The sequence below is a fragment of the Massilia sp. FBCC-B171 genome (assembly GCF_059134155.1).
In genome coordinates, this window is the sequence record NZ_CP101443.1 from 329,802 (window position 1) to 356,673 (window position 26,872).

Consider the following 26,872-nt stretch of genomic DNA (forward strand, 5'->3'; position numbering starts at 1 on the left):
TTTGCGATTTATTATGCATAGTGAAATTTACCTCGACGCGAACGCGACTTCCCCCGTGCTGCCGGCCGCCGTTGCAGCGGCCCAGGCGGCGCTGCTGGCCTGCTTCGGCAACCCCAGCAGCAGCCACGCAAGCGGCTTGCGGGCGCGCGCTTTGCTGGACGATACGCGCAGCCGCGCGCGCCGCGTACTCGGGGCCGCGAGCGGACGCCTGGTCTTTACCAGCGGCGCCACCGAAGGCATCCAGACTGCCGTCCTCTCGGCCTTGTGCGCCGTGCGCGCGCGGCGTGCGGCCGGGCTGCCCTGCGGCGACCTGCTGCTGTACGGCGCGACCGAGCACAAGGCGGTGCCGGAAAGCCTGGCGCACTGGAACGCGCTGCTCGGCACGAACCTGACCCTGCAGGCGCTGCCGGTCGACGCTACCGGACGCCACTGCCTCGACCAGCTGCGCACGCTTGCGCCGCGCACCGCTTTCCTGTGCACGATGGCGGCCAACAACGAGACCGGCGTCGTGTCCGATCTCGACGGCATCGCCGCCGTGCTGGCGCAATCCAGGAGCGATGCGCTGTGGATGGTCGACTGCGTGCAGGCGCTCGGCAAGCTGCCGCTGGCGCTCGACCGCACCCGCATCGATTACGCGCCGTTTTCCGGCCACAAGCTGTACGCGCCAAAAGGCATCGGCATGCTCTACGTCCGCGAGGGCGCGCCCTACACGGCGCTGATGTGCGGCGGCGGCCAGGAAGCGGGCCAGCGTTCCGGCACCGAGAACATGGCCGGTATCGCCGCGCTGGGCGCGGTGCTGCGCGCGCTGGAAGAGGGGCAGACCTTCCGCACCCACGCGCAGCTGGCCGCCATGCGCGACCGGCTGGCCGCGAGCCTGCGCGCGGCCTTTCCCGGCATCGCGTTCAACGCGCCCTTCGAGCACGCGCTGCCGACCACGCTCAATTTCACGGTCCCGGGCAGGTCGGGCAAGGCGCTGCTCGACCTGTTCGACGCCGCCGGCGTGCGCGTGAGTGCCGGCTCCGCCTGTTCGGCCGCGAAGGCTGCGCCCAGCTATGTGCTGCAGGCGATGGGGCTGGCGGACAGCCGCTGTGCGAATGCGGTGCGCATGTCCTTCGGGCCGCTGGCGGACGATGCCTTCATCGACGAGGCATGCGTGCGCATCGCGCATTGCGCCCAGGCCTTGCTGGCGCCGCCGCCGGCGGCGTGTCCGGTCACGGGATCGGGCGCCGCGGCCTCGGCACAGCCAGGCCCGCCAACGCAAGACCTGGCCAGCTGCGACCTGGATGGGCAGGCACTGGCCCATTTCCTCGACGGCCACCCGAACGCACTCCTGATCGACGTGCGCGAAGCCTGCGAACATGCGCTCGGCACCCCCAGGCTGCATGGCCGCGCGGCCTATAGCCTGCCCCTGTCGCGCCTGCCCGAGCACGCCGCCTGGCTGGCCCGGGAAGCGCGCCCGCTGGTGTTCTTCTGCCGCAGCGGCAACCGCAGCGCCCAGGCGGCGAGGATCGCCGTCGAGCTCGGACACGGCAATGTGCGCCACCTGGCCGGCGGACTGGCGCTGCTGGGCGCCTGATCCGGCCTTTCAACCGGGCGCGCCTGCGGCGTGCCCGCAACCATCGGGCTACTCCGTTCGTTAACGCACAGTCTCCCAATCGATGAGGTTTTAGCATTGCCTTGCAGTGCGGCGTGTCTCCCGCACGCCCATCATCGAGGCTCTGTTGAACGAAGAATTGCACACCAAGGCCGACGCGCCGCGCGCGGGGCAACTGCCCGTTCGCGACGTCAACGCCGCGGACGGTGCACCACTGCGCGCCGAGCGTTTCGATGCCGCGCAGATGGCGGAACACGCCCGCCGGCTCGCCGCACTCCATGGGCCCGCGCCGCAGGATTGCTCCGGGCATCTGCTGGAGCGCCTGGCGGACAACGCCGAGGCCATCGCAGCCGCCTGCGCTTCGCTGACCGACGCCGAGCGCAGCGGCCATACGGACCCTGCCGCCAGCCTCCTGCTCGACCACTACCATCTGATCGCCGAACAGATCCGCAGCGCGCGCCTGCAGCTGCCGCGCGACAAACGCGCGCTGCCCTGCGTGAACGCCCCCGGCGCGGCCGCCGGCCTGCCGCGCATCCACCACCTGGCTTTGGCACTGGTGGCGCATACCGACAGCCTGATCGGCGAAGACAGCCTCGCGCGCACCATCGCCGCCTATCAGGAAGGCCGGCCATTGCGCCCGGCCGAACTGCGGGCGCTCCCGGCCATGCTGCGCCTGGCGCTGACCGAGAACCTGCGCCGCCTTGCCGTGCGCCTGGCCGCGCGCCTGCACCAGCGTGGTCTCGCCGCCGCGTGGGCCGCGCGCCTGCTCGAGACGGCGGAGCGCCGGCCGGGCGACCTGGTGCTGCTGATGGCCGACATGGCGCGCGCCGTCCAGCCTTTCGATCCCGCCTTCGTCGCCGAACTCGCGCAGCGCCTGCAAGGGCAGGGCGCGCCGCTGGACCAGGTGCTCGCATGGATCGGCGCGCGCCTGGCCGACGAAGGTCTTACCATCGAAGTGCAGGTGCAGCGCGATGGCGAGGCGGGAGCGCTCGACGCGGCCTCGCTCGCCAACGGCCTGGCGAGCCTGCGTTTGCTTGAGCGCATCGACTGGCAGGCCTTTGTCGAAACCGCGAGCCTGCTCGAGCAGGCCCTGCGGCGCGATCCGGCCGGCGTCTACGCCTGCATGGATGGCGCCACGCGCCAGTACTACCGCGACACCGTCGAACGCCTGGCGCGCCAGTGCGGACAAAGCGAGAGCGAGGTCGCCGCCGCGGCCCTGGCATTGGCCGGCGCGCATCGATCCGCAGCCGAAGGCGGCCTGGATGCGCGTACCCGCCACGTCGGCCATTACCTGGTCGGCGACGGCCTGCCGGCACTGCGCGCGGCCTTGAAACCCGCACCCGGCAAGCTGCTGGCCTTGCGCCGGGCCGCGCGGCGCCGCCCGCTGCTGTCCTGGCTCGGCGCGGTCGGAGCCCTGACGCTGCTGTGCACGGCGGCCCTGCTGGTCCACGCCTGGCAGGGCGGCGCCAGCGCACCCTTGCTGATCCTGTTTGGCCTGCTGGCCGCTTTTGGGGCCAGCGAACTGGCGCTGCAGCTGACCAAACTGATGACGGCGCGCCTGGTGGCGCCGCGTCCGCTGCCGCGCATGGACCTGGAAGCGGGTATCCCGGCCGACGCGCGCACCCTGGTGGCCGTGGCGGCGCTGCTGCACGACAGCGACCATGTAAAAGCGCTGTGCGCGGGCCTGGAAACACACTACCTGGCCAACCGCGACCCGCAGCTGCGGTTTTGCCTGCTGACCGATTTTACGGACGCGCCCGAGGAAACCGTGTTCGGCGACGCCGAGCTGCTGGAAGAGGCACGCGCTGGCGTGGCCGCGCTCAACGAGCGCCATGACGCTCAGCCCTTCCTGCTGCTGCATCGGCCACGCACCTGGAGCGCGGGCGAACAGGCCTGGATCGGGCGCGAGCGCAAGCGCGGCAAGCTCGCCGACCTGAACGCATACTTGCGTGGCCGCGCGCGCGAGCGCTTCATGCTGGCCGAAGGGAATACCGACGCGCTCCTTGGCGTGCGCTATGTGATCACGCTCGACGCCGGCACCCTGCTGCCCATGGAGAGCGCGCGCCGGATGGTGGCGGCGATGCTGCACCCGCTGAACCAGCCGGTCCTGGACGGCGCCGGGCGCCGCGTGATCGCCGGCCACGCCTTGCTGCAGCCGCGCCTGGCGGCCTCGCTGCCGTTGGAACGCGCATCGCGCCATGCACGCCTGGGCGGCGGCGAACCGGGCATCGATTTCTCCACGCAGGCCACGCCGAACCTCTACCAGGACCTGTTCGGAGAAGGCTCCTTCATCGGCAAGGGCATCTACGAAGTCGACACGTTGACCCGCGTGCTGGACGCTCGCCTGCCCGACGGCGCCGTGCTCTCGCACGAGCTGCTCGAAGGCTGTTACCTCAGGAGCGGCGTCCTGAGCGACGTCCAGCTGATCGAATCCTGCCCGGCGCGCTACAGCGACGCCGTCGCCCGGCGCCACCGGCGCATCCGCGGCGACTGGCAGCTGGCCGGCTGGCTGCGCGCACGCGTGCCCTCCCAGGACGGCCGGCGCGAAGCCAATCCTTTGACGCCGCTGGCGCGCTGGAAGCTGTTCGACAGGTTGCGCCGCAGCCTGGTGGCGCCGGCGGTCATGGCCATGCTGGTGCTGTGCTGGTCGCTGCTGCCGGGACCGGCCTTCTGGAGCGCCGCCGCGCTGTCGGTGTTCTTCCTGCCGGCGTTCATCACGATCCTGGTCGGCCTGGCCGACAAGCCGCGCGGCATGCCCTGGCGCCAGCACGTCGGCAACTGGGCGCGCGCGGCGGCCAACAGCCTTGGGCACGCCGTGATGCGCACTGCTTTCCTGCCGCACGAAGCCTGGTACAGCCTGCACGCGGTCGCGCGCACCGGCTGGCGCATGCTGATCTCGCGCAAGCACCTGCTGCAATGGAAGGCATCGAGCCTGGTGCGCTCGAGTACCGATGTCGAATCGGCCTGGCGCAGCATGTGGTTCGCGCCGCTGCTGGCCGTCCTCGTCGCCGTGCAGCTGACCTTCCTGCATCCGTTCGCCCTGTTCGCGGCGGCGCCCCTGCTGCTGCTGTGGTTCCTGTCACCGCTGCTCGCATGGTGGGTCAGCCTGCCGTTCGAGCGCGCCGCGCCCGATCTGTCAAACCAGCAGCACCAGTTCCTGGCCAGGCTGGCGCGCCGCACCTGGCGCTATTTCGAGGACGTCGTCACGCCCGCCACCCACTGGCTGGCCCCGGCCGGCCTGCAGGAGCACCCGCAGCAGCAAGTGCTGCACACGACCACGCCGACCGGCATCGGCCTGTCGCTGCTGGCCAACCTGGCGGCCTGGGACTTCGGCTTCGTCGCGCAAGCGGCCGTGCTGGCGCGGGTGCGCGCCGCGTTCGGCAGCATGGCGCTGCTCGAGCGCCACCGCGGCCACTTCTACGCGGCCTACGACGTGCGCACCCTGGCGCCGCTCCAGCCGGCGCGCGTGTCGACCGAGGACAGCGGCAATCTGGCCGGCCACTTGCTGACCCTGGCCATTGGCCTGGAGCGCCTGGCGGACGCGCCGATCGCCAGCCTGCGCAGCCTGGAAGGCTTGCGCGCCACCCTGCTGGTACTGGAAGAACATGCGCAAGGTGCGCCGCGCGGGGTGCGCAAGGCGATCGATGCCTGCCGTGACGCGCTGGCGCCAGAACGCTGCCGCAACGGCGACACCCTGCCTGGCCTGGCCGACTGCCTGGGGGCCGCCGTGCGCGCGGCCTCGATGCTCAGGGCCACGCTGCCCGATGGCGCCGATGCCCGGTTGCGCGACTGGGCGGCCTGTCTCGACGAAGACTGCCGCGCCGCCCGCGACGACCTGCTGGCCCTGGCGCCATGGATACGCGCGGTGGAGGAATATGTGCTCGACGCCAGCCTGACCCGCATCCCCACGCTGCGCGAACTGGCGGGATGCGCGCTGCGCGTCTCCGGCGAAGGCGATGCAGGCCACGCGCTGGCGCAGATGGTGGAAGAGGGCGCCGCCACTGCCCGTGAACGGCTGGCAGAGATCGAGGGCCTGGCCGCTTGCGCGCGCGAGTTCTCGGACATGGATTTTGGCCTGCTGCTCGATCCCGGCACGCAGCTGCTGGCGACCGGCTACGACGTCGGCGCCAGGCGCTGCGAACCCGGCGCCCACGAACTGCTCGCGTCCAGCGCGCGCCTGGCCAGCTTCATCGGCATCGCGCGCGGCCAGCTGCCGCAGGAACACTGGTTTGCGCTCAAGCGCACGCTCTGCCTGGTCGGCGGCGAGCTGCTGCTGGTGTCGCCCGATGGCGCGCTGTCCGACTACCTGGCGCCGAACCTGGTGCTGCCAACCCGGGGCGGCACCCTGTTCGACAAGGCCAGCCGCGCGCTCGTGCGCGTCCAGATCGATCATGCGGCGCGCCACGACATCCCCTGGGGCATGTCCGGATCGGCCTGCAACAGTCTCGATGACGAGATGCAGTATGAACGCCGCGCCTTCGGCGTCCCGGGAACCGGCCAATCGCGCGGGCACGGCGGCGATTCCATGGCCGCGCCCTACGCTGCGATGCTGGCGCTGATGGTGGCGCCCGAAGCGGCCTGCGCCAACCTGGAACGGATGGCCGCGCTGGACGCCGCCGGGCCCTACGGCTTGTACGAGGCAATCGACTGCACCGCGTCGCGCCTGGCGCGCGGCCAGGTCTACGCGGTGGTGCGCGCCTGGCATTCCGACCACCAGGGCATGGGTTTGCTGGCCTTGGACAGCCTGCTGCACGGGCGTCCGATGCAGTCGCGTTTCGAAGGCGACCCGGAGATGCGCGCGGCGCTGCTGCTGTTGCAGGAACGGGTGCCGCTGACGGGCGCGTTCGAAGCCGCGCAATTCGAACTGGAAGCACAGCGCGGTGTCCAGGCGCAGGGGCCGTTGCCGCTGCGCTCGGTCAGCCGGGTCGGCCCGCCGCAGCCACAGGTACAACTATTGTCGAACGGCCGCTATCACGTGATGGTGACCAGCGACGGCGCCGGCTACAGCCAGTGGGGCGACCTGGCCCTGACGCGCTGGCGCATGGACGCCACCAGCGACGACTGGGGCGTGTTCTGCTATCTGCGCGATGTGGGTGATGGCAGCGACAGCGGCGCCGTCTGGTCGAGCGCCTGGCAGCCGACCTTGGCCCAGCCCGACTATTACGAGGCCGTGTTCCCGCCGGGGCGCGCCCAATGGCTGCGGCGCGACCATGGGATCGAGCTGCTCACCGAGATCGTGGTGGCGGCCGGCGACGACGTCGAGCTGCGCCGCACGCGCATGCGCAACCTTTCCAGCCACGCGCGCAGCATCGAGGTCACGAGCTACACCGAACCGGTGCTGGCGCCGGCCGCCCTCGACGATGCCCATCCGGCCTTCAGCAAGCTGTTCGTGCAAAGCGAGATCGTGGCCGAACAGAATGCCATCCTGTGCATGCGCCGCCAGCGCGAGGAGGCCGAACCCGGCCCCTGGCTGGTGAACGCGATGGCGGTCCATGGCGGCGCCGTCGCCGGCGCCTCGTTCGAAACCAGCCGCGCCGATTTTATAAAGCGCGGCGGGGCCACGGCGCTGCCAGCGGCGCTCGTCGAGACCACGCCGCTCAACGGCGCCGCCGGTTCCGTGCTCGACCCGGCGCTGGCGATTCGCCGCACCATCGACCTGGCGCCAGGCGAGGAAGCCACGCTCGACCTGGTGTTTGGTGTGGCAGGCAGCCGCGACGCCGCACTCCAGCTGGCCGCAAAATACGCCGAGCGCGGCGAAGCCGACCGCGCATTCGCGCAGGAGCTGCCGCAGGAGACGACGAAAGACGCCGACGCCCAGCTCTACGCGCGCCTGGCCGGCGCCGTGCTCTATCCACAGCGCGCGCTGCGCGCCGATCCCGGCCTCATCGTGCGCAACAGCCGTGGGCAGTCCAGCCTGTGGCCGTATGCGATTTCGGGCGATCTGCCGATCGTGCTGGTGCAGGTGGACGAAGCCGCCCACCTGGCGCTGGCGCGCCAGCTGCTGCAGGCGCAGGCCTGGTGGCGCGCCAGGGGTTTACAGGTCGACCTGGTGATCTGGTGCGGCGACAGTGCCAGCGGCCCGCGCTCGCTGCACGCGCAGGTGCTGGCGCTGGTCGACCCCGATCTTGCCGACCGTGCCGGCGGCGTGTACGTGCAGGCGTTCGCCCAGCTGCCGCAGGAAGACCGCGTCCTGCTGCAGGCGGTCGCGCGCGTGGTGCTGCCGGGCGAGCGTGGCACCCTGGCCGAACAGGTGCAGCGCGCGCAGGCGCAAGCGGCACCTGGCCTGCCGGCGCTGCGCCCATCGGCGCCGCAGCCCGCTACAAGCCCGGCCTTCGAAAAAACGGGAATCGAACAGCCTGCGCTCCAGTTTGACAACGGCATCGGCGGCTTCAGCCTCGATGGCCGCGAATACATCATCCGCACCGGTCCCGGCCGCCCGACGCCGGCGCCCTGGTCGAACGTGCTCGCCAACCCGCTCTTCGGCTCGGTCGTCTCGGAAAGCGCCCAGGCCTGTACCTGGAGCGAGAACGCCCGCGAACTGCGCCTGACCCCTTGGGACAACGACCCGGTGAGCGACCGCGGCGGCGAAGTGTTTTACTTGCGCGACGAAGCGGGCGGCGCCTGCTGGTCGCCGGCGGCACTGCCGATGCCCTCGGGCGGCGACCACCTGACCCGCCACGGCTTCGGCTACAGCGTCTTCGAACACACGGCCCACGGCATCCACTCCGAACTGTCGCAGTTCGTGGCGCTCGATGCGCCCATCAAGTACATGGTGCTGCGCGTGCGCAACGACAGCGGCCGGCCGCGGCGCCTGTCCGCCACCGGCTATGTCGAGTGGGTGCTGGGCGAGCTGCGCGCCGCCTCCAGCATGCACGTCGTCACCGAGGTCGATGCCGCCAGCGGCGCGCTGCTGGCACGCTCGGCCTGGAACAGCGACTACGCCGGCCACACCGCCTTCTTCCACGTCGACGCCGGCGATCGCAGCTTTACCTGCGACCGCACCGAATTCATCGGCCGCGGCGGTAATCTGGCGCAGCCGCAGGCGATGCAGCGCAGCAGCCTGTCGGGCAGCGTGGGGGCGGCGCTGGACCCGTGCGCGGCGCTGCAGGTGGCCTTCGCACTGGCGCCGGGCGAACAGAAGGAACTGGTGTTCATGCTGGGCGCGGCCACGGGCGACGCCGCCGGCCTGGTGCAGCGCTACCAGGGCAGCGTGGCGGCGCGCGCGGTGCTGGAACAAGTGCACGCCTACTGGGAAGAGACGCTCGGCGCGGTGCGCATCGAGACGCCCGACCCGAGCCTGGACGTATTGGCCAATGGCTGGCTGGTGTACCAGACGATCGCCTGCCGCCTGTGGGCGCGCGCCAGCCTGTACCAGTCGGGCGGCGCCTTCGGTTTCCGCGACCAGCTGCAGGACGCCATGGCGCTGGTCCACACCCGCCCGCAACTGCTGCGCGAGCACCTGCTGCTGTGCGCCGCGCACCAGTTCGTCGAGGGCGACGTCCAGCACTGGTGGCATCCGCCGTCCAACCGCGGCGTGCGCACGCGCTGCTCGGACGATTTGCTGTGGCTGCCGCTGGCCACCTGCCGCTACATCCGCGCCACCGGAGATATCGGTGTGCTGGGCGAGCCGGCGCCCTACCTGGAAGGGCGTGCGCTGGAGTTTGGCGAAGAGTCGTATTTCGATGCGCCGCGCGAGTCAAGCCAGCGCGGCGACCTGTATGAACATTGCGTGCGCGCGATCCGCCACAGCCTGCGCTTCGGCGAACACGGGCTGCCGCTGATCGGCAGCGGCGACTGGAACGACGGGTTCGACCGCGTTGGCGCCAAGGGCCGCGGCGAAAGCGTGTGGCTGGGCTTTTTCATGATCGAGGTGCTGCAGCGCTTCGCGGAGCTGGCCGACCGCCGCGCCGACTATGGCTTCGCCACCACTTGCCGCGCCGCGGCGCAAGCGCTGACGACCCAGCTGGAACACCACGCCTGGGACGGCGAATGGTACCGGCGCGCCTGGTTCGACGACGGCACGCCGCTCGGCTCGAAAGACAACGACGAATGCCGCATCGACCTGGTCTCGCAAAGCTGGAGCGTGCTCTCCGGCGCCGCCGGTCCCGAGCGGGCGGCCAGCGCCATGGCGGCGGTCGATGCGCGCCTGGTGCACCAGCAAACGCGCTTGATCCAGCTGTTCGATCCGCCTTTCGGCAGCGCCACCGGGAGCGGCAGCGTCAATCCCGGCAGCCTGCGCGGCTATGCGCCCGGCCTGCGCGAGAACGGCGGCCAGGCCACCCATGCCGCGCTGTGGGGCGCGATGGCCTTCGCGCGCATGGGGCAGGGCGAGCGCGCCTGGGAGCTGTTCGACATGCTCAATCCGGTGCGCCTGACCGACACGCCGGCCGATTGCGAGCGTTACCGGCTCGAGCCGTATGTGGTGGCGGGCGACGTGCTGGCGGCCGCCCCGCATGTCGGACGCGGCGGCTGGAGCTGGTACACTGGCGCCGCCGGATGGATGTACCGGCTGATCGTCGAATCGCTGCTCGGTATCGAGCGCGTCGGCGAGCGGCTGGTGCTGGCGCCGCAGCTGCCGCGCGGCTGGCCGGGCTTTACGCTGCACTACCGCTACCGTGCCACCACCTATGCAATCGAGGTGCGCGCCGGCGAGCGCCCCGCGCTGCTGGTCGATGGCGTCGACATCGGCGGCGATACGGTGCACCTCGTCGACGATGGCCAGGCGCACCGCGTCGAGCTGCACGTCGCGCCCCGGCACGGCGCGTCCATCCTTGCGCCACCCGTAGAACCTCACTCGAAGACGATCACATGACCAAGACTATCCTGCTCGCCACTGGCGCCACCTTGCTGCTCTCCTGCGCCACCGCCGGCGCGGCCGACTGGAGCGACACCTCGATCAGCTGGCGCTACGGCAGCCGCTTTGCCGAGCCGTTCAACCCCGAGCACATCAAGAAGCACATCTTCGCGCTGACCCACGCCAGCGGCTACAAATACGGCAGCAACTTCTTCAACGTCGACCTGCTGCAGTCCGACGAGACCGATCCGGCCTCGCTCCAGCAAGACGAAGGCGCGCAGGAAGCCTATGTCGTCTACCGCCACACGCTCGACATCGGCGCACTGCGCGGCGCCGAGATGCGCTACGGTCCCGTGAAGGGCGTCGGGCTGACCCTCGGCTTCGACTGGAACACCAAGAACGACGTCGGCTACAACTCGAGAAAGCGCATGCTCGTCGTTGGTCCGACCCTGATGTGGGACGTGCCGGGCTTCCTGAATACGAGTTTGCTGGTGCTGCGCGAATCGAATGCGCCGAGCGGCGCCTTTGCGCCGATTTCGAACGTCAACGGCCGCTACACCTACGACACCCACGCCGCGCTGTCGGTGAACTGGGCCATTCCCGTGGCCGAGCGCTTCTCGTTCGAAGGCTATGGTTTGTTCATCGGCGCCAAGGGGCGCGATGAAGTGGGCAACGGCACCGGCGCCGAGACCAATGTCGACCTGGCCCTGATGTACGACATGAGCTCGCACTTCGGCCAGCCGAAGAACCGCCTGCGTGTCGGCCTCGAATACCAGTTCTGGAACAACAAGTTCGGCAACACCAGCACCACGACCGGCGGCCGCGGCCAGCGCGCCAGCACGCCGATGGTGCGCGCCGAATACCACTTTTAACTGAAGGCGCGGCCGGGCGGCGATCGCACCCGGCTGTCCTTTTGTCAAAAAATCTATAATTAGTAGCAACTAATTCCCGGCCTGGCGCAAGCGGCTGTCATGGTGCAATTGCAACAATTGCACCATGAAAACCATTCTCTCGACCCCCTCCCGGCTCGCTCTCTTCTTGTTGTGCTGCTGCGCTCCCGGCGCCTTTGCAGCCATCGACGAACACAGCGAATTCGAAGCCACGCTCCACGCGCCTTACCGGGCCCCTGAACCCGGCAAGGGCGAGGCGCGCACCTTCACGCTCGCCTTCGATTATCCGAATGCGCGCCATGCCCAAGTCGTCGACTGGCGGCTCGAACTGATTTCCCCGCGTGGCGCCGTGGTGCGCCGCTGGCAGGACAGCACGCCGCTGGCGGGCCAGCCGGTGACGGTCGCGGTGCCCTGGTCGGGCCTGGACGCGGGCCGGCTTGCCGCCGGCCTGTACCAGGTGCGCCTGCGCGCCGCCAGCCGCGACGCCCTGGCCAGCGCGCCGGCGCTCGACGTGCACGAGCAGGCCTGGCAGATCGAGATCGGGCCGCCGCAAGCGCCGCTGCTGCCGCCCTTCGCGCCCTTGCCGGTGGGCCGCATCGGCCAGGCGGGCCTGGCGCCTGCCATGGCGGCGCTGCCGTACACGGTTTATCTCGGCAACCTGCACAGCCAGACCAACCACAGCGACGGCGGCGCCGAGCTGTCCGACTGCAAGGGCGCGCAGGAGCCCTTGACCGCGAAATACGGTCCCGAGGCCGCCTTCAGCTACGCCAGGAACCACGGCCTCGACATCCTCGTCGCGTCCGAACACAACCACATGTACGACGGCTCGGACGGCACCCGGCTCGAGGCCGACCCGGCCACGCCGAAAGCGCTGTACCGCAAGGGGCGCGACGCCGCCGCCGGCTTCAATGCCGCGCATCCGGACTTCCTCGCCGTGTACGGCATGGAGTGGGGCGTCATCAACAAGGGCGGCCATGTGAACATTTTTAATAGCGATCACTTGCTGGGCTGGGAAAAGAATGCCAAGGGCGAGCTGCTGGCCGACCTGGCCACGCCGCGCAGCGATTACGCGGCACTGTATACCCTGATGCGCGAACGCGGCTGGGTCGGCCAGTTCAACCATCCGTCGACCTCCGGCCAGTTCGCCGTGAACGGCGTGGCGCTCGGCTATACGGCGGACGGCGACGAGGCCATGGCCTTGTGCGAGGTGGTCAACAGCACCGCGTTTTCGGTCAACGATCGGGAAGGCGAAACCCGGCGCAGCAATTTCGAGGCGGCCTGCAACAAGATCCTGGAAGCGGGTTATCACGTGGCCTTCAGCACCAACCAGGACAACCACTGCGCCAACTGGGGTTCGGCCTACACCAACCGCACCGGCGTGCTGGTGCCAAATGGCGTGCCGCTGTCCCAGGCCAGTTTTATCGACGCGTTAAAAGCGCGGCGCGTGTTCGCGACCATGGACAAGGGCTCGCAACTGGTGCTCACGGCGAACGGCCGCATGATGGGCGAACGCTTCACCAACAACGGGTCCTTGAACCTGGTGGCGCATTTCGCCAGCACGGCAGGCAAGCAGGTCGCCTCGGTGGCGATCATGGAAGGGGTGCCGGGGCGCGGCGGGATGGTGACGCAGATGGCGGACAAGGCGAACGTCAGCTTCACGCCCTCGCTGGGCGCGCATTTTTATTATGCGAAGGTGACGCAGGCGGACGGCAACGTGCTGTGGTCGGCGCCGGTGTGGGTGACGCAGGAAGGAGAAGGGCGCTGAGCAGCGCCCATCCCCAACGGCTTACTCGGCCATCTGGCTCTGCAGGTAGTTCTGGATGCCGACCTTGACGATCAGGTCGAGCTGGGTCTCGAGCCACTCGATATGCTCCTCGGTGTCTTCGAGGATCAAGAGCAGCAAATCGCGCGAGACGTAGTCGGCAGCGGCTTCGGCGGCGGCGATGCCTTCCTTGACCGTGACCTGGGCGGCGCGCTCGAGGCGCAGGTCGGCGGCCAGCATCTCTTCGGTGTTTTCGCCGATCAGGAGCTTGTGCAGCGCCTGCAGGTTGGGCAGGCCGTCGAGCATCAGGATGCGGTCGATCAGCTTGTCGGCATGCTTCATTTCGCCGATCGACTCGTCGTATTCTTTCTTGCCGAGCTTGAAGAAGCCCCAGTGGCGGTACATCCGCGCGTGCAGGAAGTACTGGTTGACGGCGGTGAGCTCGTTGGTCAGCTGCGCGTTGAGCAGCCGGATGACGTTGGGATCGCCCTTCATGGTGTTTGCCTTGTTGTGGTTATGCGTTGCCACAATCATAGCAAGAAGGGCGAACGCGCGCGCCGCGAAGCGGCGGCGGTGGTGGCGGAGCCGGCTTTATGCGGCCTGCGTGACGCGGCGGCTCAGTTCGGTAACAACGGTCTTGCTGTCGATGGCTTCGTGCAGGACTTCGCGCGCATAGCTGATGCATTTGCCGCAGTCGGTGCCCAGGCCCAGCTCTTCGCGCAGGGCGGCGATCGAGGTGATGCCGAGGTCGACGGCCTGGCGGATTTCACGGTCAGAGATGTTGTTGCAGACACAGACGATCATCGAAGCAGCCCCGGAAGTGGTCAATACGTTGTCACTCGAATAATGAGAATCGTTCTCATTCGTGTTCTATTCTGATGAAATTTTTCGTCGAACGCAAGCGGTTTTGTCGTGTGATCGATCTGCAAATAGAAATAATTCGCATTTAGGTTTATGATGCTAGTATCTGTCTCATCAGCGCTACACCACCGGAACGCCGCCATGACTTTAGTCCCCTCATTGACCACACTCGACGCCCTCAAGGCCGGACAGAGTGCGACCGTGATCCACCTCGCGCCGCATGCACTGGGCGGCCAGGATGTGGCGCGCCGCCTGATGGAACTGGGTTTTGTCCCGGGCGAACGCATCCGCATGCTCAAACGCGGACTGCCTGGCGGCCCGGTTGCCGTCAAAGTCGGCGAATCGACTTTTGCCCTGCGCAAGTTCGAGGCGGCGCTGGTTTCCATCCAGCCGGAATAATCGATGGGTGTCATGGAACAACAGGTGGCGACGCGCTCGCCCCTGATCGCTTTACTCGGCAATCCGAACTGCGGCAAGACCGCCCTGTTCAACCGCCTCACCGGCGCGCGCCAGAAGGTCGCGAACTACGCCGGCGTCACCATCGAACGCAAAGAGGGCAGTTTTACCTCGCCGTCCGGGCGCGCCCTGCGCGTGCTCGACCTGCCGGGCGCCTACAGCCTGTCCGCGCAAACCCCCGATGAAGCCATCACGCGCGACGTGGTCGCCGGCCTGCGCGCGGGCGAACAGGCGCCGGATGCCGTCATCTGTGTCGTCAACGCCACAAACCTGCGCCTGAATTTGCGCCTGGTGCTGGAAATCCAGCGCCTCGGCCTGCCGATGCTGCTCGCGTTAAACATGGTCGACGTCGCGAAAAAGCGCGGCATCGAGATCGATACCGTCAAACTGTCGCAGGAGCTGGGCATGCCGGTCATCGAGACCGTCGCCATCCAGGCCGGCGGCGAGCAGGCGTTGCTGGACGCACTCGATTTGATGCCGTTCGAGCACGTCGAACCCCAGCCGCTGGCCGCGATCGACGCCGTGCCGGTCGAGCAGACCCAGCGCGAAGTGCGCCGCATTCTGGAAGCCAGCGTCAGCTACGCGCATGACAAGGGCAACCTGTCGGAGAAGATCGACCAGGTCGTGCTGCATCCGGTGGCCGGTCCCATCCTCCTGGCCGCGCTGATGTTCATCATCTTCCAGGCCGTGTTCAGCTGGGCCGAAGCGCCGATGGATTTCATTACCGGCAGCGTCGAGGGTATCGGCCAATGGGTCGGCGGCGCCATGGCGGACGGCCCCCTGCGCAGCCTGCTCGTGGACGGCATCATCGCCGGCGTCGGCGGCGTGCTGGTATTCCTGCCGCAGATCCTGATCCTGTTCTTCTTCATCCTGATCCTGGAAGACTGCGGCTACCTGCCGCGCGCGGCCTTCCTGCTGGATCGCATGATGGGCGGCGTGGGCCTGTCGGGCCGCGCCTTCATTCCGCTGCTGTCCTCGTTCGCCTGCGCGATCCCCGGCGTGATGGCCGCGCGCACGATCCAGAACCCGCGCGACCGCCTGGTGACGATCATGATCGCGCCTTTGATGACCTGCTCGGCGCGGCTGCCCGTGTACGCGCTGATCATCGCCGCCTTCATTCCGGCGCGCGAGATCGGCATCTTCAATTTGCAGGGCCTGGTGCTGTTCGCCTTGTACGCGCTCGGCATCGTCAGCGCGATGGGCGTGGCCTGGTACATGAAACGCCGCAGCGGCGGCGGCCAGCACCCGCTGCTGCTGGAACTGCCCGCTTACCACTGGCCGCACTTGCAGACCCTGGCCCTGGGCCTGTGGGAACGCGCCAAGATCTTCCTGATGCGCGTCGGTACCCTGATCCTCACCCTGATGGTGCTGCTCTGGTTCCTGTCGAGCTTCCCGGGCGCGCCCGAAGGCGCAACCCAGCCGCCGATCTATTACAGCGTGGCCGGCATGCTGGGCCGCGCGCTGGCCGTGATCTTCGAACCGATCGGCTTCGGCTGGCAGATCTGCATCGCCCTCGTTCCCGGCATGGCCGCGCGCGAAGTGGCAGTCGGCGCGCTGGGCACCGTGTATGCGCTGTCCGGTTCGGGCGACGAGGTGGCCAATACCCTCGGCCCCCTGATCGCCGGTTCCTGGTCGCTGGCGACCGCCTTGTCGCTGCTGGCCTGGTATGTGTACGCGCCGCAGTGCATCGCGACCCTGTCGGTGGTGCGCCGCGAAACCGGCAGCGCCAAATACGCCTGGATGATGGCCGGCTACATGTTCGCGCTGGCCTACACCGCATCCTTCATCACCTACCGGGTTGCGCTGGCGCTCGGCGGAGGCTGACATGTGGCAGGAACTGGTCGTCGCGCTGGTCGTGGTAGTCGCCGCCGTCTACGTCGGCGCCAGATACCTGCCGGCCGCCTGGCGCATCCGCATCGTCAACCGCCTCTCGCGCGGCGGCACCGACTCGACGCTGGTGCGCTGGCTCGATACGGCCGACAGCTGCGGTGGCGGGTGCAAGAGCTGTAATACCTGCGAGACGCCGGAAGAAATAACGCCGCCTGCAGGCAGCAAGCATAAGGTCATCAAGCTGCACGAGAAACACTGACGAATCGCCGCTGGCATTCTTATTTACTAATAACGGTGGCAAATCGTAGGGTGGGCACCCGTGCCCACGCGGTATCACCCTCTGCAAGCGTTATCGTGTGCTGAAGTTCCTTACCTTCGCGTCTCGATTGATGTAACGCATCCGTGGCGATACACCGCCGCACTACGATGCGGCACCATGTCACATTACCGCCGCCTTACCGAAGGCCCCACCTACTTTTTCACGGTCGTTTCATATCGGCGCCGTCCCATCTTTTGCGATGAAAAGGTTCGTGCCGCTCTTGGCCGTGCAGTGCGTGCGGTACGTGAATCGCGTCCGTTCACTGTCGACGCCTGGGTGCTGTTACCAGATCACATGCATTGCATCTGGACGCTGCACAACGGCGACCACAACTATTCTTCGCGCTGGGGCGAGATCAAACGATTGGTATCGATTGCGTGCAGAAGCGATTTTCGCGAGCCGACACTATTGACGGCGTCTGCACGCAAGCGCCGTGAGTCAACGCTTTGGCAACGCCGTTTCTGGGAACACCAGATCCGCGACGAAAACGATTTCGAGCGTCATGTCGATTACATCCACTTCAATCCGGTCAAGCACAGATACGTACAGCGTGTATGCGATTGGCCGCATTCGACATTCCATCGATACGTACGAGAGAAAATATATCCACAGGATTGGGGCGCAACACAGCATATTGCGGATTCGTATTGGGAGTAGACATTGGTGGTACGCACCAGTACGACCGCGTGGGCACGGGTGCCCACCCTACGATATTCGTATTTTCGTTCGATCGTTATGGTGCAGATACCCCACCCAGTCCCGGCGCCGCAATCAACCGCCGCCGCTGAAACGCGGCCGCGCCTTTTTGTAACGCCGCAACAATGCTAAGCTAATGCTCCTTCGTCCACCGACAGCGCGCCCATGATCATCGTCCACCACCTGAACAATTCGCGCTCGCAGCGCATCCTCTGGCTGCTCGAAGAGCTGGGCCTGCCGTACGAGATCAAGAAGTACCAGCGCGACCCGAAGACGATGCTGGCGCCGGCCGAACTGAAGGCCGTGCACCCGCTGGGTAAATCGCCCGTGATTACCGATGGCGACACCGTCGTGGCCGAATCGGGCGCGATCGTCGAATACCTCGTCGAGCGCTACGGCAACGGGCGCTTCGTCCCCGCCGCCGGCACGCCGGACAAACTGAAATACACCTTCTTCATGCACTTCGCGGAAGGCTCGGCGATGTCGCCGCTGCTGATGAAGCTCGTGTTCGACCGCATCGAAAGCGGCCCGATGCCTTTCTTTGCCAAGCCGATCGCGCGCACGATTGCGCGCAAGGTGAAGGACACGCTGGTGAACCCGAACATCAAGAACCAGCTCGACTACCTGGAAGCGGAACTGGCCACGCGCGACTGGTTCGCGGGGAGCGAGCTGACCGGCGCCGACATCCAGATGAGTTTTCCGCTGGAGGCGGCTGCCTCGCGCGCGGGCCTGGGCGAGCAGTACCCGCGCTTGTCGAACTTCCTGGCCCGCATCCACGCCCGCCCGGCTTACGCGCGCGCGCTGGAACGCGGCGGCAAATACGCTTACGCAAGGTAAAACCGCATGGCCAAGCTGCTCGCGATCGACGGACTGAACATCGTGCGCCGGGTCTACGAAGCCAGCCCGGAGCCGGACTCCGACCTGAAGGCCGGCATCGCCCTGCGCCATGCGTTTTCCTCGTTTCGCAACCTGCTCGACACGCACGCGCCCACGCACGTGCTGGCCGCCTTCGACTATGGCGGCCAGACCTGGCGCCATGCGCTCTACCCGCGCTACCGCGAGCACCGCGCGCCGATGCCGTCCGAACTGCGCGAAGCGCTGCCGGAATTCCAGGAGCGCCTGCGCACCGCCGGGGTGCCGGTGGCGATGCTGCCGGAGGTCGAAGCCGACGACGTCGTCGCCACCTGCGTCATGCGCTGGCTGAACGAAAACCGGGGGGAGGCGATCGTCGCCACCACCGACAAGGATTTACATGTCCTGATCGCGCACGGCGCCCTGGTGTGGGATCATTTCAAGAACGAGTGGCACGACGACGCCTGGGTGCGCAACAAGTTCGGGGTGGCGCCGGAACTGCTGCACGATTTGCTGGCGCTGATGGGCGACGCCACCGACGGCGTGCCGGGCGTCTCTAAAATCGGCATGAAGACGGCGGCGCGCCTGCTCACTGCCTACGGCAGCCTGGACGCGGTGATGGCAGGCGCCGGCATCCTGAAAACGCCCCTGGGCGAACGCCTGCGCGCCGAGCGCGACATCCTGTACCTGTCGCGCCAGCTGGTGCAGCTCAAAACGGACGTGCGCCTCGGCGTCACCTGGAAGTCGCTCGCTTACGATTCACATTGAAAGAGAAGGACCCGGAATGCTGAAGGCAGTGTTAGTGGACTCGAACGCGATCTCGCGCGGCCTGTTGAATACCGTGCTGACCGATGGCGGCTACGAAGTGGTCGGCCAGACCCATACCGGCCAGAGTGCGCTGGTGCTGGCCGCCAAATTCCGGCCGCAGATCATGTGCATCGCGCGCGAGCAGGTGGAAGACGGCAGCAATGTCGTCGAGCAGCTGCGCACGCACCTGCCGAAAACGATGGTCTTCATGATCTCGGGCACGCTCGATGCGCCCACCATCGAAGCGGCGCTGGCGCGCGGCGTGCATGGCTTCATCGTCAAACCGTTCAAGGCCGACACGGTCCTGAAAACCATCCGCAATACCGTCATTGCGCTGGTGCGCAAGCAGCAGGCAGGCGGCACGCCTAACGGCGCCTGATTTCCTCGGCCGCGATCGCCGTCAATTCTTCCAGCGCGCGCATCTCGCATTCGCGCAGACGGCGCGGCTCGCTGTCCATCACGCACAGGGCGCCGAGCCGGAAGCCCTGCCCGTCGACCAGCGGAAAGCCCGCATAAAAACGCAGGTGCGGTTCGCCCACCACCAGCGGGTGGTTCCGGAAGCGGGCGTCGAGCAGGGCGTCGGGCACGACCAGGGGCCCGCTTTGCTCGATCGTGTGGCCGCAAAAGGCGTCTTCGCGCGCCGTCTGCTGCAGCGCGAAGCCAACCCGTGACTTGAGCCACTGGCGGCGCGCCGTCACCAGCGACAGCAGCGCGACCGGACAATCGGTGACTTGCGCCGCGAGCCAGGTCAGGCGGTCGAACACGGCTTCGGCGGGACTGTCGACCAGTCCCGTCGCGCGCAGGGCAGCCAGGCGCGCATGCTCGCGGCCGGGCAGGGCGCAGGCGGCGTCGGGCAGGAAGTCGCCCGGAACGGCCTCGCCCGGCTGCGCACCCAGGCCGGCGCGTGCGCGCAGCAGCGCGCTGACATGGGACAGGCGCACGCGCCGGTGGCCGCCCGGCGTCTTCCAGGCCGGCAGCACCCCGTTCTCGATCCATTGCTGGGCCGTGCTGACGGCAATGCCGAGCAGCTTGGCCGCTTCACGGGTAGTGAGGATCGGGTCGTCTTCATTGTCGATGCGGGGTGCCGCCATGGTAGTTGTTCCACGTGATGAATAACTGTTCAGTATTTTACTTTAGCAACAAGTTAAAATGCCGAAATTGATGATGGCATACAACAATAACTTAGTTTCTTGTTCATAAAGGGGCGTACTTACACCTTGAGCCAGAGTAATTTAGTTGACTTGAAGAAATTCGGCGACCACAATGATCTTGTCATCATTTTCGTCATATCTTTCGGCTCTGGCCGGCAAGGACCACCACCGCCATGAGTCAACATCCGCCGGCCCAGCTGGAAGCAGCCCGTCTCGACGCACTGCGCAAACTCGACTTGCTCGATACCCCACCGAACGAAGCCTTCGACCGCATCACGCGGATGGCGGCCCAGTTGTTCGGCTTGCCCGTAGCGGCGGTGTCGCTGACTGATGTCGACCGCCAGTGGTTCAAGTCGCGCGTCGGCGTAGATACGGACCGCATGCCGCGCCACGACGCGCCTTGCGGCGAAGTCACCAGCACCAACCAGATGCTGGTGATCGACGACCTGCGCGCAAGCGCGGTATACCGCGACAGCACGCTGGCAAGTACCGGCGCCCGTTTTTACGCCGGCGCACCCTTGATGACGCGGGACGGCTATTGCCTGGGTTCGATGTGCGTCGTCGGGACTGAACCGCGTAGTATCAGCGACAGCGAACGCGCGGTCCTCGCCGACCTGGCGGCGATGATCATGGCGCAGATCGAACTGCAGCACGCGATCGGCCGCATCGATCCGGCCAGCGGCGTGCCGAACCGCCACCAGTTTGTCGACGACCTGCTCGACCTCACGATCGAGCATCCGCTCGGGGAAGCGCGCCTGGCCGCGCTGGTGAACCTGGCCAGCCCCGGGCAGATGAGCAGCGCGGTGCGCGCGATGGGCGCCGGCGTGATCGACGACATCGTCGTCGAGGCGGCGCGCATGCTGCGCGCGGCGCTGGGACCGGGGCGCAAGCTGTACCACGTGGCCCCGTTCCAGTTCGCCTTCCTGGCCGAGCCGGGGGCGGACCTGGCGCGCTTTTGCGACTGGCTCGGCGCCTGGATCGCGCTGCGCGCCGACAGCACCACCTCTCGTTTCGTCACCACGGCCACCGTCGGCGTGGCGCCGTTTGCGACCGGCCAGGCCGACCCGCTCGAGCTGCTGCGCGACATGTACAGCGCCGCCCACGACGCCATCGAAGGCTCGCACCGGGTGCGCGTGTTCTCGGCCGAGCAGAACGCCGCCTTCATGCGCCGCTTCCGGGTCGCCAACGAATTCGGCGCCGCGCTCGAAGACGACAGCCAGCTGCGCCTCGTGTTCCAGCCGAAGATCGAACTGGCGACCGGCCGCTGCATCGGCGCCGAAGCGCTCCTGCGCTGGCGCCATCCGACCCTGGGCGACATATCGCCGGGCGAATTCATTCCCGTGATCGAACAGACCTCGCTGGCGCGCAGCACCACGCGCTGGGTGCTAGAACGCGCGCTGCGCCAGCTGGCGATCTGGCAGCGCGACGGCCTGGCGACCCAGGTGGCGATCAACGTATCGGCCGTCAACCTGCTCGAGCCGGACTTCTGCGCCCACGTGCTGGCGCGCCTGCGTGCGCACGGCCTGGCGCCGGCTGCGCTGGCGATCGAAATCACCGAGAGCGCGCTGATGTCGAACCGCACCCTGGCCGCCGCCACCCTGGGCGCCTTGACGGCTGCCGGCGTGCAGCTGGCGATCGACGATTTCGGCACCGGCTACAGCAGCCTGGCCTATTTGCAGAGCGTGCCGGCGAAGGTGATCAAGATCGACCAGAGTTTCGTGCGCGATCTCGACCTGGACGAACGCAAGCGCGCGCTGGTGGCCACCATGATCAAGCTCTCGCACGACCTCGGCCAGCTGGTCGTGGCCGAAGGCGTGGAAACGGCGCCGGTGGCCCGTTTGCTCGCCGACGCCGGCTGCGACCAGGTGCAGGGCTATTTGTACGCGCGCCCGATGGCGCCGCAACAGTTCGAAGAGTGGATTTGCGCCGAGTGGACGCTGGCGCGGCCGAGGAAGGCGAGGCGGGAAGCGGAGCTGGCCTGCGCTTGAGCTGTTGATGAATTTGCAGGGGCAGGCGTGCCCGGTGAATCCGTCATTGTGGCCATTGGCCACAATGACCCCGTACCTTATTACGCCTTGCTGGCGCCGTCGATGATGCCGCCGCCCAGGCAGATATCGCCGTCATACAGCACGGCCGACTGCCCCGGCGTCACGGCCCACTGCGGCTCGGTGAAATCGAGCGCGAAGCGATCCAGCCCATCGGCGGCGACCGTGCAGGCCATGTCCGACTGCCGGTAGCGCGTCTTGGCCGACAGCAGGCCGGGCGCAGGCGGCTCGCCGGCGACCCAGCTGGCCTGGCCCGCTTCCAGCCGGTTCGACAGCAGCCACGGATGGTCGTGGCCCTGCACGATGTACAGCGTGTTGGTCTCGATATCCTTGCGCGCGACAAACCACGGCTCGCTGGTGCCGTCGGCATTGCGGTGCGATTTCAAGCCGCCGATGCCGATGCCCTTGCGTTGACCCAGCGTGTAGAAGGACAGGCCGATGTGTTCGCCCACGGTTTGCCCGTTGTCGAGCTTCATCGGGCCCGGCTTGTGCGACAGGTAGCGGTTCAGGAAGTCGCGGAACGGGCGCTCGCCGATAAAGCAGATGCCGGTCGAATCCTTCTTCGCCGCATTCGGCAGCTGTAACTTTTCCGCGATCTGGCGCACTTCGGTTTTCGGGATCTCGCCCAGGGGGAACAGCGACTTCGAGAGCTGCGCCTGGTTCAGGCGGTGCAGGAAATAGCTCTGGTCCTTGGTGTGGTCGAAGGCTTTCAGCAGCTCGAACTTGCCCACAGCATTTTCGCGCACGCGCGCGTAGTGGCCGGTGGCGATCAGGTCGGCGCCGAGCTTCATGGCGTGGTCGAGGAAGGCTTTGAATTTGATCTCGGCGTTGCACAGCACATCCGGGTTCGGCGTGCGGCCGGCCTGGTATTCGCGCAGGAATTCGGCGAACACGCGGTCCTTGTATTCGGCGGCGAAGTTCACGGCTTCGATGTCGACCCCGACCACGTCGGCCACGCTGGCCGCGTCGATCCAGTCCTGGCGCGTCGAACAGTATTCGGAATCGTCGTCGTCTTCCCAGTTCTTCATGAACAGGCCGATGACTTCATAGCCTTGTTCTTTCAGCATCCAGGCCGCGACCGAGGAGTCGACGCCGCCCGACATCCCGATCACGACTTTTTTCTTGCGCATGGTACGTCCGTTAGTTGGTCAACCCGTCTTCGAATACCGACGGGTGGGTGTAGAGCAGGGCCAGGTCGGAACGCCGGCCGGCCAGGTAATCGTCCACACATTGCAGCACGATCGGGCTGCGGTGGCGCTCGCTCGATGCGGCGATTTCGTCGCGCGTCATCCACAGCGTACGCAGGATGCCGTCGTCCAGCGGCTGGTCGAATTGCTTGCCGGCGGTGCCGCAGAAGGTGAAGCGCAAATAAGTGATGTCGGCATTGCGCGACTTCGAGTAATAACGCGACATGTACATGCCCACCAGAGCGCTCGGGATGAATTCGTGCGCGGTCTCCTCGATGGATTCGCGCATCACCGCCTGCTCGAGCGATTCGCCCGGGTCGAGGTGGCCGGCCGGCTGGTTCAGTTTGATGCCTTCGCTCGTCTCTTCCTCGATCAGGAGGAAACGGCCATCGCGTTCGATGATAGCGGCAACGGTGACTGACGGTCTGAAGGTATGGGTCATGCGCGTCCTCGACAAATGAGCCGATATTCTACAGCGGTGCGCAAAGGGTTGCTTGCAAGTACCTGTGCAGTGCAGCAAAAAAGCCGCAATCGCATCGATTTGATACAAAAAATGATGCCTTCTTCGCTCAGCTGTATCGTATTTACCCGGAAAGCATGAGACCGGCCGAGGCAGCAGCACGGAATGCCAAAAAGGCCATGTTTACGTGGTAGATTGTGTACAGAACAGAACACCAACATGAAGGAGGGATGCATGAGAATCGGCATTCCGGCCGAAACACGGCCGGGCGAGACCCGCGTAGCGGCAACTCCCGAGACAGTGAAAAAACTGTCCGGCAAACACCAGGTGATCGTGCAGTCCGGCGCCGGCCTGCATGCGGCGGTCACCGACGCGGCCTACGCCGCCGCCGGCGCCACAGTCGGCAGCGCCGAAGATGCTTTTGGCGCCGACATGGTCCTGAAAGTACGCGCCCCGAACGCGCAGGAGCGCGCCGCCATGCGTCCCGGCGCGGTGTTGGTGGGCATGCTCAATCCTTTTGATAACGACAACATCGCCGCGATGGCGCAGTCGCGCATCACTGCTTTCGCGCTGGAAGCGGCGCCGCGCATCACCCGCGCGCAGTCGATGGACGTGCTGTCGAGTCAAGCCAACATCGCCGGCTACAAGGCCGTGATGCTGGCGGCGAACACCTACCAGCGCTTCATGCCGATGCTGATGACCGCCGCCGGCACCGTGAAGGCCGCGCGCGTCCTGATCATGGGCGTCGGCGTGGCCGGCCTGCAGGCGATCGCCACGGCGAAACGCCTGGGCGCCGTGATCGAGGCGTCCGACGTGCGCCCGCCGGTGAAAGAGCAGGTCGAGTCGCTCGGCGCCAAGTTCATCGACGTGCCCTTCATCACCGACGAAGAGCGCGAGATCGCACAAGGCGTGGGCGGCTACGCGCGCTCGATGCCGGCCGACTGGATGCGCAGGCAGGGAGAGCTGGTGCACGAACGGGCCAAGCTGGCCGACATCATCATCACCACCGCCCTGATCCCGGGCCGCGCGGCGCCGACCCTGATTTCGGAGGCGACGGTGGCTGCCATGAAGCCCGGCTCCGTCATCGTCGACATGGCGATCGAGCAGGGCGGCAACTGCCCGCTGACGGAACTGGGCAAGACGGTGATCAAGCACGGCGTGTACATCATCGGCGAGCCGAACCTGGCGGCCATGGTCGCGGCCGACGCCTCGGCGCTGTACGCGCGCAATGTGCTCGACTTCCTGAAGCTCGTCATCGACAAGGACGACAAGTTCATCATCGACCGCGACGACGAAATCGTGCGCGCAACGCTGCTTTGCCTCGACGGCGAAGTCTTGCGTAAATAGGAGACGGACATGGAAATCAGCCACACCATCATCAACCTGATCATCTTCGTACTGGCGATCTACGTCGGCTACCACGTGGTCTGGACCGTCACCCCGGCGCTGCATACGCCGCTGATGGCCGTCACCAACGCCATCTCGGCCATCATCATCGTCGGCGCCATGCTGGCCGCCGGCCTCACCGAAGGCGCGCTTGGCCAGACCATGGGCACGGTCGCCGTCGCGCTGGCCGCCGTGAACGTGTTCGGCGGCTTCCTGGTCACCCAGCGCATGCTCGAGATGTTCAAGAAGAAGGAACCGAAGCGGTCCGCCGATGCGGTCAAGGCGGCAAGCAAGGAGGCTGCATGAGCTACATCAGCATGAATGTGGTCACGCTGCTTTACCTGGTGGCCTCGGTCTGCTTCATCCAGGCCTTGAAGGGGCTGTCCTCGCCCTCGTCGGCGCGCATGGGGAACACATTCGGCATGGCCGGCATGGCGATCGCGGTCGCCACCACGATCGCCCTGATCTTCAAAATGCAGGCCGAGTTTGCGGCCGCCAGAGACGCTTCACGCAGCGGCGGCATGGGCTTCCCGCTGGTGCTGCTGGGCGTGGTGGTGGGCGGCGCGGTCGGCACCTTCGCGGCCAAGAAGGTCGAGATGACCAAGATGCCGGAACTGGTCGCGGCGATGCACTCGCTGATCGGCCTGGCTGCCGTGTGCATCGCGGTGGCCGCCGTGTCCGAACCCTGGGCCTTCAATATCGCCGCGCGCGGCGGGGCGCTGCCCTTCGGGAACCGCCTGGAACTGTTCATCGGTACGTTTGTGGGCGCCGTGACCTTCTCCGGCTCCGTGATCGCCTTCGGCAAACTGTCGGGCAAGTACAAATTTCGCCTGTTCCAGGGCGCGCCGGTGCGCTTCGCCGGCCAGCACATCCTGAACCTGGTCATTGCGATCGCCCTCGTCGCGCTGGGGCTGGTGTTCTGCTTCTCGGATGCGGTGGAGCCGGCCTGGACGCCCTTCGTCATCATGACAGCGCTGGCCTTTATTCTCGGGGTGCTCATCATCATCCCGATCGGCGGCGCCGACATGCCGGTGGTGGTGTCGATGCTCAACTCCTACTCGGGCTGGGCGGCGGCGGGCATCGGCTTCTCGCTGAATAACTCGATGCTGATCATCGCCGGCTCGCTGGTGGGGTCAAGCGGCGCGATCCTCTCCTACATCATGTGCAAGGCGATGAACCGCTCGTTCTTCAACGTGATCCTGGGCGGCTTCGGCGGCGAGGCGGTAGCGGCTGTGAGCGGCTCCCAGGAACAGCGCCCGGTGAAATCCGGGTCGGCCGAAGACGCCGCTTTTATTTTGCAGAACGCGGAATCGGTCATCATCGTTCCTGGCTACGGCCTGGCCGTGGCGCGGGCCCAGCATTCGGTGAAAGAGCTGGTGGATAAACTGACCGAGCACGGCGTCAAGGTGCGCTACGCGATCCACCCGGTGGCGGGACGCATGCCGGGCCACATGAACGTGCTGCTGGCCGAAGCCGAGGTGCCTTACGACCAGGTGGCCGAGATGGAAGACATCAACGGCGAGTTCGGCCAGACCGACGTGGTACTGGTGCTGGGCGCGAACGACGTGGTGAACCCGGCGGCGAAAGATCCGAAATCGGCCATTGCCGGCATGCCGATCCTGGAAGCCTACAAGGCGAAAAGCATCATCGTCAACAAGCGCTCGATGGCGTCGGGCTATGCGGGTCTCGACAACGAGCTGTTCTACATGCCGAACACGATGATGGTGTTTGGCGACGCGAAGAAGGTGATCGAGTCGATGGTGAAGGCGGTCGATTGACGTA

At 66.9% G+C, this 26,872-nt stretch carries 20 protein-coding genes; 15 read left to right on the top strand and 5 right to left on the bottom strand.

Annotated features, from left to right (window positions below):
- Positions 1-13 precede the first annotated feature (13 nt).
- The 4 genes from NMB41_RS01530 to NMB41_RS01545 all read left to right on the top strand — a co-directional run bounded on the left by NMB41_RS01530 (position 14) and on the right by NMB41_RS01545 (position 13,043).
- Complete coding sequence (locus NMB41_RS01530; RefSeq protein WP_494380733.1) at positions 14-1,576, top strand: aminotransferase class V-fold PLP-dependent enzyme; 1,563 nt, start codon at positions 14-16, stop codon at positions 1,574-1,576.
- 145 nt (positions 1,577-1,721) lie between these two features.
- Positions 1,722-10,406 (top strand): glycoside hydrolase family 94 protein, encoded by an 8,685-nt coding sequence (locus tag NMB41_RS01535; RefSeq protein ID WP_494380734.1) that lies wholly within the window; start codon positions 1,722-1,724, stop codon positions 10,404-10,406.
- Positions 10,403-11,260 (top strand): outer envelope protein, encoded by an 858-nt coding sequence (locus tag NMB41_RS01540; protein ID WP_494380735.1) that lies wholly within the window; start codon positions 10,403-10,405, stop codon positions 11,258-11,260. Before NMB41_RS01535 ends, NMB41_RS01540 begins: the two co-directional genes overlap by 4 nt.
- A 124-nt stretch (positions 11,261-11,384) precedes the next feature.
- Positions 11,385-13,043, top strand: a complete 1,659-nt coding sequence (locus NMB41_RS01545; RefSeq protein ID WP_494380736.1) for a CehA/McbA family metallohydrolase — start codon at positions 11,385-11,387, stop codon at positions 13,041-13,043.
- Between the two features lie 21 nt (positions 13,044-13,064).
- Here NMB41_RS01545 and bfr read toward each other — a convergent pair whose 3' ends face one another.
- Positions 13,065-13,535: a bacterioferritin gene (gene bfr / locus NMB41_RS01550; RefSeq protein ID WP_494380737.1), complete on the bottom strand. Its 471-nt coding sequence runs from the start codon at positions 13,533-13,535 to the stop codon at positions 13,065-13,067.
- Positions 13,536-13,631: 96 nt separating this feature from the next.
- Positions 13,632-13,844 (bottom strand): (2Fe-2S)-binding protein, encoded by a 213-nt coding sequence (locus NMB41_RS01555; RefSeq protein ID WP_494382914.1) that lies wholly within the window; start codon positions 13,842-13,844, stop codon positions 13,632-13,634.
- Between the two features lie 198 nt (positions 13,845-14,042).
- Here NMB41_RS01555 and NMB41_RS01560 point away from each other — a divergent pair, with 198 nt between their 5' ends.
- The 7 genes from NMB41_RS01560 to NMB41_RS01590 all read left to right on the top strand — a co-directional run bounded on the left by NMB41_RS01560 (position 14,043) and on the right by NMB41_RS01590 (position 19,240).
- Positions 14,043-14,300, top strand: coding sequence for a FeoA family protein (locus tag NMB41_RS01560; protein WP_494380738.1), 258 nt, complete (start codon positions 14,043-14,045; stop codon positions 14,298-14,300).
- Between the two features lie 3 nt (positions 14,301-14,303).
- Positions 14,304-16,181 (top strand): ferrous iron transporter B, encoded by a 1,878-nt coding sequence (feoB, locus tag NMB41_RS01565; protein WP_494380739.1) that lies wholly within the window; start codon positions 14,304-14,306, stop codon positions 16,179-16,181.
- 1 nt (position 16,182) lies between these two features.
- The gene (locus NMB41_RS01570) at positions 16,183-16,446 is read left to right on the top strand and encodes a DUF6587 family protein (protein ID WP_494380740.1); all 264 of its coding nucleotides are present in this window, start codon (positions 16,183-16,185) and stop codon (positions 16,444-16,446) included.
- A gap of 177 nt (positions 16,447-16,623) precedes the next feature.
- Entirely contained in the window at positions 16,624-17,163 is a 540-nt protein-coding gene (locus NMB41_RS01575) for an REP-associated tyrosine transposase (protein ID WP_494380741.1), read from the top strand.
- Between the two features lie 204 nt (positions 17,164-17,367).
- Positions 17,368-18,039 (top strand): glutathione S-transferase, encoded by a 672-nt coding sequence (locus tag NMB41_RS01580; protein ID WP_494380742.1) that lies wholly within the window; start codon positions 17,368-17,370, stop codon positions 18,037-18,039.
- A 6-nt stretch (positions 18,040-18,045) separates the two neighbouring features.
- Positions 18,046-18,822, top strand: coding sequence for a 5'-3' exonuclease (locus NMB41_RS01585; protein ID WP_494380743.1), 777 nt, complete (start codon positions 18,046-18,048; stop codon positions 18,820-18,822).
- 16 nt (positions 18,823-18,838) lie between these two features.
- Entirely contained in the window at positions 18,839-19,240 is a 402-nt protein-coding gene (locus tag NMB41_RS01590) for an ANTAR domain-containing response regulator (protein WP_494380744.1), read from the top strand.
- Here the strand turns inward: NMB41_RS01590 and NMB41_RS01595 are convergent.
- Complete coding sequence (locus NMB41_RS01595) at positions 19,227-19,952, bottom strand: GAF domain-containing protein (RefSeq protein WP_494380745.1); 726 nt, start codon at positions 19,950-19,952, stop codon at positions 19,227-19,229. The genes NMB41_RS01590 and NMB41_RS01595 overlap by 14 nt on opposite strands.
- Positions 19,953-20,185: 233 nt before the next feature.
- Here NMB41_RS01595 and NMB41_RS01600 point away from each other — a divergent pair, with 233 nt between their 5' ends.
- On the top strand, positions 20,186-22,000 hold the full coding sequence (locus tag NMB41_RS01600) for a sensor domain-containing phosphodiesterase (protein ID WP_494380746.1): 1,815 nt from the start codon (positions 20,186-20,188) through the stop codon (positions 21,998-22,000).
- 80 nt (positions 22,001-22,080) lie between these two features.
- On the opposite strand, the gene mnmA is transcribed toward NMB41_RS01600, so the two are convergent.
- Together mnmA and NMB41_RS01610 are read right to left on the bottom strand one after the other, a co-directional pair.
- Positions 22,081-23,187, bottom strand: coding sequence for a tRNA 2-thiouridine(34) synthase MnmA (gene mnmA / locus NMB41_RS01605; protein ID WP_494380747.1), 1,107 nt, complete (start codon positions 23,185-23,187; stop codon positions 22,081-22,083).
- A 10-nt stretch (positions 23,188-23,197) separates the two neighbouring features.
- Positions 23,198-23,686 carry an NUDIX hydrolase gene (locus tag NMB41_RS01610; RefSeq protein WP_494380748.1) on the bottom strand — a complete coding sequence of 163 codons (489 nt, stop codon included), beginning with the start codon at positions 23,684-23,686 and terminating at the stop codon, positions 23,198-23,200.
- 252 nt (positions 23,687-23,938) lie between these two features.
- Between NMB41_RS01610 and NMB41_RS01615 the strand changes: the two genes are divergently transcribed.
- From NMB41_RS01615 to NMB41_RS01625, 3 genes are read left to right on the top strand one after another with little or no spacing between them, the layout of a single operon-like run.
- Positions 23,939-25,051 (top strand): Re/Si-specific NAD(P)(+) transhydrogenase subunit alpha, encoded by a 1,113-nt coding sequence (locus NMB41_RS01615; RefSeq protein WP_494380749.1) that lies wholly within the window; start codon positions 23,939-23,941, stop codon positions 25,049-25,051.
- Positions 25,052-25,060: 9 nt separating this feature from the next.
- Positions 25,061-25,396 (top strand): NAD(P) transhydrogenase subunit alpha part 2, encoded by a 336-nt coding sequence (locus NMB41_RS01620; RefSeq protein ID WP_494380750.1) that lies wholly within the window; start codon positions 25,061-25,063, stop codon positions 25,394-25,396.
- Complete coding sequence (locus NMB41_RS01625) at positions 25,393-26,868, top strand: NAD(P)(+) transhydrogenase (Re/Si-specific) subunit beta (protein WP_494380751.1); 1,476 nt, start codon at positions 25,393-25,395, stop codon at positions 26,866-26,868. Before NMB41_RS01620 ends, NMB41_RS01625 begins: the two co-directional genes overlap by 4 nt.
- Positions 26,869-26,872 lie beyond the last annotated feature (4 nt).